This is a genomic window from Desulfobotulus sp. (assembly GCF_034006065.1).
GTDB lineage: Bacteria > Desulfobacterota > Desulfobacteria > Desulfobacterales > ASO4-4 > Desulfobotulus.
In genome coordinates, this window is record NZ_JAVETM010000080.1 from 1 (window position 1) to 6,906 (window position 6,906).

At 51.7% G+C, this 6,906-nt stretch carries 11 protein-coding genes; 3 read left to right on the forward strand and 8 right to left on the reverse strand.

The window, feature by feature from the left end; translation table 11 throughout:
• Positions 1-588 (forward strand): 4Fe-4S dicluster domain-containing protein (locus tag RBR60_RS15805; RefSeq protein WP_320358563.1); only part of this gene is annotated, 588 nt, incomplete at its 5' end.
• A gap of 13 nt (positions 589-601) precedes the next feature.
• On the opposite strand, the gene RBR60_RS15810 is transcribed toward RBR60_RS15805, so the two are convergent.
• From RBR60_RS15810 to RBR60_RS15840, 7 genes are all read right to left on the reverse strand, one after another.
• Positions 602-1,558, reverse strand: a complete 957-nt coding sequence (locus RBR60_RS15810) for a cation diffusion facilitator family transporter (protein ID WP_320358565.1) — start codon at positions 1,556-1,558, stop codon at positions 602-604.
• A gap of 74 nt (positions 1,559-1,632) precedes the next feature.
• Complete coding sequence (locus RBR60_RS15815; protein WP_320358567.1) at positions 1,633-2,304, reverse strand: YkgJ family cysteine cluster protein; 672 nt, start codon at positions 2,302-2,304, stop codon at positions 1,633-1,635.
• An 18-nt stretch (positions 2,305-2,322) separates the two neighbouring features.
• Positions 2,323-3,018 carry a transposase gene (locus tag RBR60_RS15820; RefSeq protein WP_320358570.1) on the reverse strand — a complete coding sequence of 232 codons (696 nt, stop codon included), beginning with the start codon at positions 3,016-3,018 and terminating at the stop codon, positions 2,323-2,325.
• 74 nt (positions 3,019-3,092) lie between these two features.
• Positions 3,093-3,710 (reverse strand): hypothetical protein, encoded by a 618-nt coding sequence (locus RBR60_RS15825; protein WP_320358572.1) that lies wholly within the window; start codon positions 3,708-3,710, stop codon positions 3,093-3,095.
• Between the two features lie 164 nt (positions 3,711-3,874).
• Positions 3,875-4,153 carry an addiction module antidote protein gene (locus tag RBR60_RS15830; protein ID WP_320358574.1) on the reverse strand — a complete coding sequence of 93 codons (279 nt, stop codon included), beginning with the start codon at positions 4,151-4,153 and terminating at the stop codon, positions 3,875-3,877.
• 3 nt (positions 4,154-4,156) lie between these two features.
• Positions 4,157-4,453 carry a type II toxin-antitoxin system RelE/ParE family toxin gene (locus tag RBR60_RS15835; RefSeq protein ID WP_320358583.1) on the reverse strand — a complete coding sequence of 99 codons (297 nt, stop codon included), beginning with the start codon at positions 4,451-4,453 and terminating at the stop codon, positions 4,157-4,159.
• 36 nt (positions 4,454-4,489) lie between these two features.
• Positions 4,490-4,831 (reverse strand): hypothetical protein, encoded by a 342-nt coding sequence (locus RBR60_RS15840; protein WP_320358576.1) that lies wholly within the window; start codon positions 4,829-4,831, stop codon positions 4,490-4,492.
• 42 nt (positions 4,832-4,873) lie between these two features.
• Here RBR60_RS15840 and RBR60_RS15845 point away from each other — a divergent pair, with 42 nt between their 5' ends.
• Together RBR60_RS15845 and RBR60_RS15850 are read left to right on the forward strand one after the other, a co-directional pair.
• On the forward strand, positions 4,874-5,068 hold the full coding sequence (locus tag RBR60_RS15845) for a hypothetical protein (RefSeq protein WP_320358577.1): 195 nt from the start codon (positions 4,874-4,876) through the stop codon (positions 5,066-5,068).
• A 234-nt stretch (positions 5,069-5,302) separates the two neighbouring features.
• Positions 5,303-6,295, forward strand: a complete 993-nt coding sequence (locus RBR60_RS15850; RefSeq protein WP_320358579.1) for a virulence protein RhuM/Fic/DOC family protein — start codon at positions 5,303-5,305, stop codon at positions 6,293-6,295.
• A gap of 166 nt (positions 6,296-6,461) precedes the next feature.
• Here the strand turns inward: RBR60_RS15850 and RBR60_RS15855 are convergent.
• Positions 6,462-6,906: prepilin-type N-terminal cleavage/methylation domain-containing protein (locus RBR60_RS15855; protein ID WP_320358581.1), on the reverse strand; the 445-nt coding region annotated here is incomplete at its 5' end.

Genomic DNA, 6,906 nt, shown 5'->3' on the forward strand with positions numbered 1-6,906 from the left:
ATCGCAGGCAAGGAGCCTGAAGAGCTGGTGGCTGCCAAGGCCGTTGTGGCCTGTGGCGGCGGGAACGTGGAAGGCTGCCGCAGTCTTTTCACCTATAAGGGCATTGCCGACTGCAGGGCCGCTTCTCTGATGGCCGAAGGAGACAAGGCCTGCAAGTGGGGCTGCCTCGGGTTGGGAAGCTGTGTGTCCGTCTGTCCGGAAAAGGCCATTGTCATCAATGAAAGGGGCATTGCGGAGGTGGACACGTTGGCCTGCATCGGCTGTGGTCTTTGTGTCAGAGCCTGCCCCAAGGGGGTGATTTCCATGGTTCCGGAAACGGCAAAAAGCATGGTGCTGTGCCGGAATCCGGAAAAGGGCGGAGAAACGAAAAAGGCCTGCGACTTTGGGTGCATCGGCTGCCGCCTCTGTACCAAGGCCTGCCCCCATGGGGCGGTTTCCATGGACGGCAATCTGCCGGTTTTTGATTACACCCGCTGCGCCGTATGTCCGGAGGCGGTCTGTCTTTCGGTGAAATGCAAGCCCGGATGTTTTCTGCCTGCCTTTGGTCCGAAGTCCGGCGCTGAGGTGAAAGCGCCGGAAGCGGCCTGACGGGAAAAAGCCTTTACACCAGCTCTTCCTCATGAATGTGGGCAAGACCATGTTCCATGATCCGGGCTGCGAAAGTGCCCGAGGGCATGACCCGGATCATTACGGATGCAATGCCTTCCATGTTTTCCATGAGGGATTTTTCAATGCGGCTGGCAATGGCTGCTCCTTCGGCAACGCTGAGGCTGCCATTGATTTCAATGGTGCAGGAGATGTCCAGTCTGCTGGCCACAGACCGTACGCGAACCTGATGCACGAAGGTGACAGCGGGATCCTTTTCAATGAGGGCCTCCACCGCATTCATGACTTCCACCGAGGGGGCATAGTCCAGGAGTTCAAAAATTGCGTCTCTGGCCACCTTCCAGGCGGATCTGTAGATGAGCAGGGAGACAATGCCCACGCCGATGCGATCCCAGATATGAAAGTTTCCGAAGGCCATGCCCAGGGCGATGCAGATGAGGATGGCTGCGGAGGTCATGGCATCGGCCCGGTGGCTGATGCCATTGGCGATGACCGCAGGGCTGCGCAGCCGTTTTCCTTCTCCAACGGTGAAGCGATAGAGTAGCTCCTTGCTGATCACGGCAAGGAGGGAAACGATGAAGACGGGCATGAGCTGGGTATTCAGAGCTTCCCTTGGCTGGAATACGCTCCATGCGAGACCCGTGGCCGTGGAGGTCAGTACCAGAGCGATGATGAGCGCCATCACGGTTTCAACTTTCCGGTTTCCAAAGGGCCGTGCTCGGCTCCGTGGTTTCCAGGAAAACCGGACAGCCAGGAGGAGCAGGGTGTCCGTGAAAAGATCGGTCATGGAGTGAATGCCGTCGGCAATCACGGACTGCACGCCAAAATACATTCCCGCAGAAATTTTGATGATGGTGAGAAGGGCATTGACGATGGTGCCGATGATGGTCACCTGAAAGATGCGTTTCAGGTTGTTTTCATGGCTGCCGGGCGCAGACGCTGTGGGTTGCATGGGTGTCCTGAACAATGGGGTCTTTTTTGTAAAAGGAGAAAGGGGGCTCAGGGCCCCCCTTCTCCTTTCATGCTTCATACGAGAAGGCGTTTGGGTCTGATGACCCATTTGTCTTCTTTTTTTTCGATTTTCAGATCAAACATGAGGGGCAGGGTTTCCATGAGCGACCTTCCGAAAAGGAGGTCTTCGAGTTTTCCCATCTCAGTTTTTTTTTCTTTCATCACCTCCCGGATATGTTTGTCGTAGAGAATGATTTCACCGAGTTTTTCCGTGTTTTCCTCCCTGAGATCCTGGTTTTCAAGGCCTGCCACAAGTGTCTGAATGCGCGCATAGGCGCAGCGTTTTTCGTGGTCTTCAATGAGATCCCAGAGTCCTTCCACAGCGCCGAAAAGATCCTTTCGGGTCAGTCGGTCTTCCTGGTAGCGGGCCAGAAGGGCTCTTGTGTCCCAGCACTTGAGAAGGCGGCATTCCACGGGCCGGGTTTCGTAGATGTCACAAGCTCCCCCGTTTTCGGAAAGATGGATGCAGGCCCAATCCCTGTCCCGGTCGGGTCGGATTTTGATGATCTCTTCTTCCAGCGTGATTTTTTTGTTTTCAATGGGCTCTAAGGCGATCTCGCCCTTTCTTAAGGTAAAGAGCCCGCTGGCAGGGAGCTTTCCCTGCATGACGAGGAATTTATCTTCAATATGGAGGGCGGGTCCGCCTTTTTTACAGCACTCACCGCATTGGGTGCAGGATGTTTGCATGGTGTCTCCTTAAAGGGGTCAGACCCCTTTTTGTTTCTGAGGTCTCCCTCTTTTCCTGACGTTCAGTTTTTTTTCCGCCTGTTCCTGAAGAAACTCCACGAAGGGTCCCTCTCCTGCAACCACGCCCTGCTGGGTTGCCATCCGGATCAGATCAATGGTCTGGCTGTCTGTTTCGGTTTCAAAAAGATCTCTGTAGGCCTGCTGGCGCTTCTTAAGGGTCTTACCGAGCAGAAGATATTCTTCATGGAAGGTCAGAACCGGGTCAGACAGGCCCAGGGCATTGGCCTTGTAGCTGCTCCATCGGTAATCTCCCGGAGAGGCGACCATGGCCGCACGCACGGGATTCATTTCTATATAGCGCATGCAGGAGAGAAAGTACTCTTCTGTCTGCACAAGGCAGGATTTGAAACGGCCTTCCCACAGGCCACCGCTGCGCCCGTAAACGCGGTTGATGTAGGGGACATAGCTGCGGCCAAGATCCTGCATCATGCCGCTCAGGGCGGGGGCTGAAGGTGTGGAAACCAGCAGATGAACATGGTTGGTCATCAGGCAGTAGGCATGGATGTCCACCCCTCTTTTGATCGCATAGTGGCCCAGCCATTCGAGGTAATACATGCAGTCGTCATCGGAAAAAAAGACCGGGTTGCGGGCAACACCGCGTTGGATCAGGTGCAGGGGAACACCCGGAATGTGAATTCTGGGTTGTCTTGGCATTTTGTCTCCTTACAGAAAAAGCAGAAAAGGGGTCAGACCCCTTTTTGTTTGGAATGCCAGGGGTCTGACCCCTTTTAGCTGTCCAGCCCCAGCTTATCCAGCGGAATATCCACCTTCTCATGGTTCAGGATTTTTTTCACGGAAGCCACGTCCAGACCGGCAATGCGGGCAATCATGTCTTCGGGCAGGCCCTGTCTGCTGGCGTTCATCACCATGGCGCGGATGCCTTCCTGACGCCCCATGACCACACCCTCCTGACGTCCCAGAATCACGCCTTCCTCGCGCCCCAGGATCACACCTTCCTGAATCCCTTTTTCCTTTATATGCTGTGCCAGCATGACCGTATCCTCCTCTTCTGTAATTTCCTTCAGAAGTGCTTCCTTTTCATCCTCGCTGATGGCGGCGTAGGTATCAATGAAATCCACGTACTTGTCGAACATGGCAAGGGAGGTGAGCTGATACAGCCCCACCCATGCCTTGCGGATCACCTTGCCGCGCTCTTCGGGCCTGTAGTGCATCTTCGGCAGAAGAATCTTCACCACAGGGTTGGGAACATCATAATGGTCTTGGGCCTCATAGTCAAAAAGCCGGACAAGCTGATATTCAAAATGCAGAAAAACCCGGTCTCCCAGACGGCTTTCCAGCTCCCGCGCCACGGCCTTTTTCCATTTTTCCCTGCGGGTGAACAGCACCGTGGGAACCACGCGCAGAAAAAGGGGTCTGACCCCTTTTTGACCCTTTTCTGTAGTCCTGTTGTGGTAGAAAAAGGAGAAAAAGGGGTCTGACCCCTTTTTGACCCTTTTCTGTAGTCCTGTTGTGGTAGAAAAAGGAGAAAAAGGGGTCAGACCCTTTTGGCTTAAGTAACAGCTATTTTGCACCCAAGGGCCTTGGCTACTTTGCTGACAGTGATAAACTTTGGATTGCCGTCTTCGCTGAGGGATTTATACAGACTTGCGCGTGTGACACCAGCTTTTTTAGCGACCTCAGTCATGCCTGCGGCCCTGGCAGCAGTACTTAAGGCGTGAATGAAGTCGGACTCGTCACCTGTAGCGGCAACTTCCTGCAGAAAGCCTCGGATCTCTTCCGGTGTATTCAGGTGCTTGGCTATGTCGAAAGGCTTTGTTTTAACTTTCATGGTTCAATCCTCCAATTCTTTCAAAAGTGCAGTAGCCTTTTCAATATCTTTTTCCTGGCTGGATTTATCTCCACCGGCAAGAAGGAGAATTAGCCTGCTTTCCTGGATGGTATAATAAATTCTGAGACCAGCACCAAAGAAAAGACGAAACTCAAAGAGATCTGGTCCGATTTGCCTGAAATCTCCGAAGTTGCCGTTTTCAACGCGATTGAGTCTGGCTAAAACTCTTATTTTTACTGTGGAGTCATTCAGGTTGAAAAACCATTTGTCATATTGTTTTGTGCTTCGGAGTCTGAGCAGAAAAGGGGTCTGACCCCTTTTAGCTTGCTTTTAGCTTTAGTCTCCGATGTATGCACAAACGCCTGCCCGTGGAGAATTGACAACCGGGAGGAACATGTCCTCATCACATTCATGTTTTTTCGCACATTTTGCACACAGCCAGCCCGTGCCATCATACTGGCATTCGGCACAGATTACGGTTGCGGGATATTTGCCGCATTCATTGCACGTGACTGAAGGCTGGATATTCCGGGATACAACCTGTATTTTTTTATTTCCCGCAGTGGCTCCGCTATAGATTTCAACATTTTTGATGGTGAGTTCTGTGGAGTCCCCAAAATCATAAATGTAGGACAATGCCAGTCCGGGCGTAAAAATCTGGGCCAGGGTCTTTTTCATGTCAATCTCTTCTCCGTAGCTGTCGTATGTAAATGCGCTGAGATGGCCACAGCACTCAAGCCATATGATGCGGAGAAAAGAGTCCAGATCTTCGAGGCGGGCATTTTCCTTCACGAGGAGATGCAGAAAATACTCCGGATTGTAGGTGGCATGGACATGGAGGTAAAAGACACGTTTGGCATTTTTTTTATCGAACGCTTCAAAATGTCTGGTCAGGCAGCTTTTAATGTGTTTTGACATTCCTGCCCTTGTATAGTCTGAATTGCATATCTGGCATTTTGATTTCATGGGGTAGGCATCTCCTTCTGCGTTTTTGATGGACAGGGGATTTTAAAAATCAGAGCTTTTTTTCATGGTCTTGCATTAGGGCTGTAAAGGAGGTTCTGTCAAGTCGAAAGGGGGCTGATCCCTTTTGACTCACCTTTTAGCGGAGCGAGAAAAGGGGTCTGACCCCTTTTTGTGGGGATGCCTATGAATACTTCAATTAGCCCTGTTGTGCTCTATCAGACGGAGGATGGCAGAATTCGTCTGGATGTCCGACTCGAATCGGAAACTGTCTGGTTGCGGCAGGATCAGATGAGTGTACTCTTTGGGCGTGAGCGTTCAGTCATTACCAAGCACTTGCGTAATGTTTTTGCTGAAGAAGAGTTGGATGAAAAAAGCAATGTGCAAATTTTGCACATTGCTGGTTCCGATAAGCCTGTGAAATTTTATAATCTGGATGTGATTATTTCTATTGGTTACCGGGTCAAGTCGGTTCAGGGTACCCGTTTTCGACAATGGGCCACCCAGATACTGCGCCAGCATCTTATCAAGGGCTATTCCCTGCACCAGGCCCGCTTTGAACAAAATGCAGCCGAGCTGGAACAGGCCCTGCTTCTGATCCGAAAGGCGGCCTGTTCCCCTGCCATTCCGGATGGAACAGGGAGAGGGCTGGTGGAGATCATCAGTCGCTATACCCAGACCTTTTTATGGCTGCAACGCTATGATGAGGGCCTGCTGACCACTCCGGACGGACAGCCCGGAGGTGATCTCCCAACGGTGAAGGAGGCGAGATCAGGGCTGGCGGAACTGAAGCTGGCCTTGATGAAGCGCGGTGAGGCAACGAATCTTTTTGGACTGGAACGGGAGGAAGGCCTTCAGGGGATTCTTGGCAATCTGGCACAGACCGTGTTTGGCGAACCGGCTTACCCCACCATAGAAAGCAAGGCTGCTCATCTTCTCTATTTCATGGTGAAAAACCATCCTTTTGTGGATGGTAACAAGCGAAGTGCGGCTTTTCTTTTCGTGGATTTTCTGCACCGCAACCACCGGCTGTTCAACCACAGAAAAGAAGCCGTTATCAATGATTCCGGTCTTGCCGCCCTTACCCTTCTGGTGGCGGAGTCCGATCCCAGGCAGAAGGAGACCATGATCCGGCTGATCATGAATATTCTCACTCCGGAAAAGGTAAATTTTTGTTGAAAAGGGGTCAGACCCCTTTTTGTGTGAAAAGGGGTCTGACCCCTTTTAGCTGGAAGGAAAAAGTAGCGGAAAGGCCAGAAAAGGAGTGGAAAAGGCAAAGAAAAACCCCCGCCGGGGGAGGCGGGGGCAGGGGAAGGGGCAGAAAAGGGGTATGACCCCTTTTTGTTTACGGTGTTGGCGGTGCAGTTACGGCACTTGAAGTCGGAACATTCCATACATCCCCACCTCCATTATTGTATGCAGTATCACCATCACGCGCTGTTATTTTGATGGTCACAGCATTGTCGGTTGAGCTTAAGGTTACGGCCCAAAGATCAGGGGATGTTCCCATGGTCAGTGTGCCGCCTGTTCCAAAGCCTGCTTCATCTAATACGGTTGCACCTGTAATAGATGAAGTGCCATTCAATACAGCTTTTGCATATCCCATGTTTAAGTTCGATTTGATTTCAGCAACTTGTGCTTTAGTGGCTTTGGCTTTGGCTTCAGTTTGCATATCAAAATACCTCGGCACCGCCACAGCCGCCAGAATCCCCAACAGCACCAGCACGGCAATGATTTCAATCAGGGTAAAGCCTTCCTGATTCCGCATCAAAGATTTCCTCTGTTCCATG

Coding starts and splice junctions, on each gene's coding strand:
- RBR60_RS15810 (WP_320358565.1), bottom strand. CDS start 1,558: ATGCAACCCACAGCGTCTGCGCCCGGCAGCCATGAAAACAACCTGAAA.
- RBR60_RS15815 (WP_320358567.1), bottom strand. CDS start 2,304: ATGCAAACATCCTGCACCCAATGCGGTGAGTGCTGTAAAAAAGGCGGA.
- RBR60_RS15820 (WP_320358570.1), bottom strand. CDS start 3,018: ATGCCAAGACAACCCAGAATTCACATTCCGGGTGTTCCCCTGCACCTG.
- RBR60_RS15830 (WP_320358574.1), bottom strand. CDS start 4,153: ATGAAAGTTAAAACAAAGCCTTTCGACATAGCCAAGCACCTGAATACA.
- RBR60_RS15840 (WP_320358576.1), bottom strand. CDS start 4,831: ATGAAAAAGACCCTGGCCCAGATTTTTACGCCCGGACTGGCATTGTCC.
- RBR60_RS15845 (WP_320358577.1), top strand. CDS start 4,874: ATGGCCACAGCACTCAAGCCATATGATGCGGAGAAAAGAGTCCAGATC.
- RBR60_RS15850 (WP_320358579.1), top strand. CDS start 5,303: ATGAATACTTCAATTAGCCCTGTTGTGCTCTATCAGACGGAGGATGGC.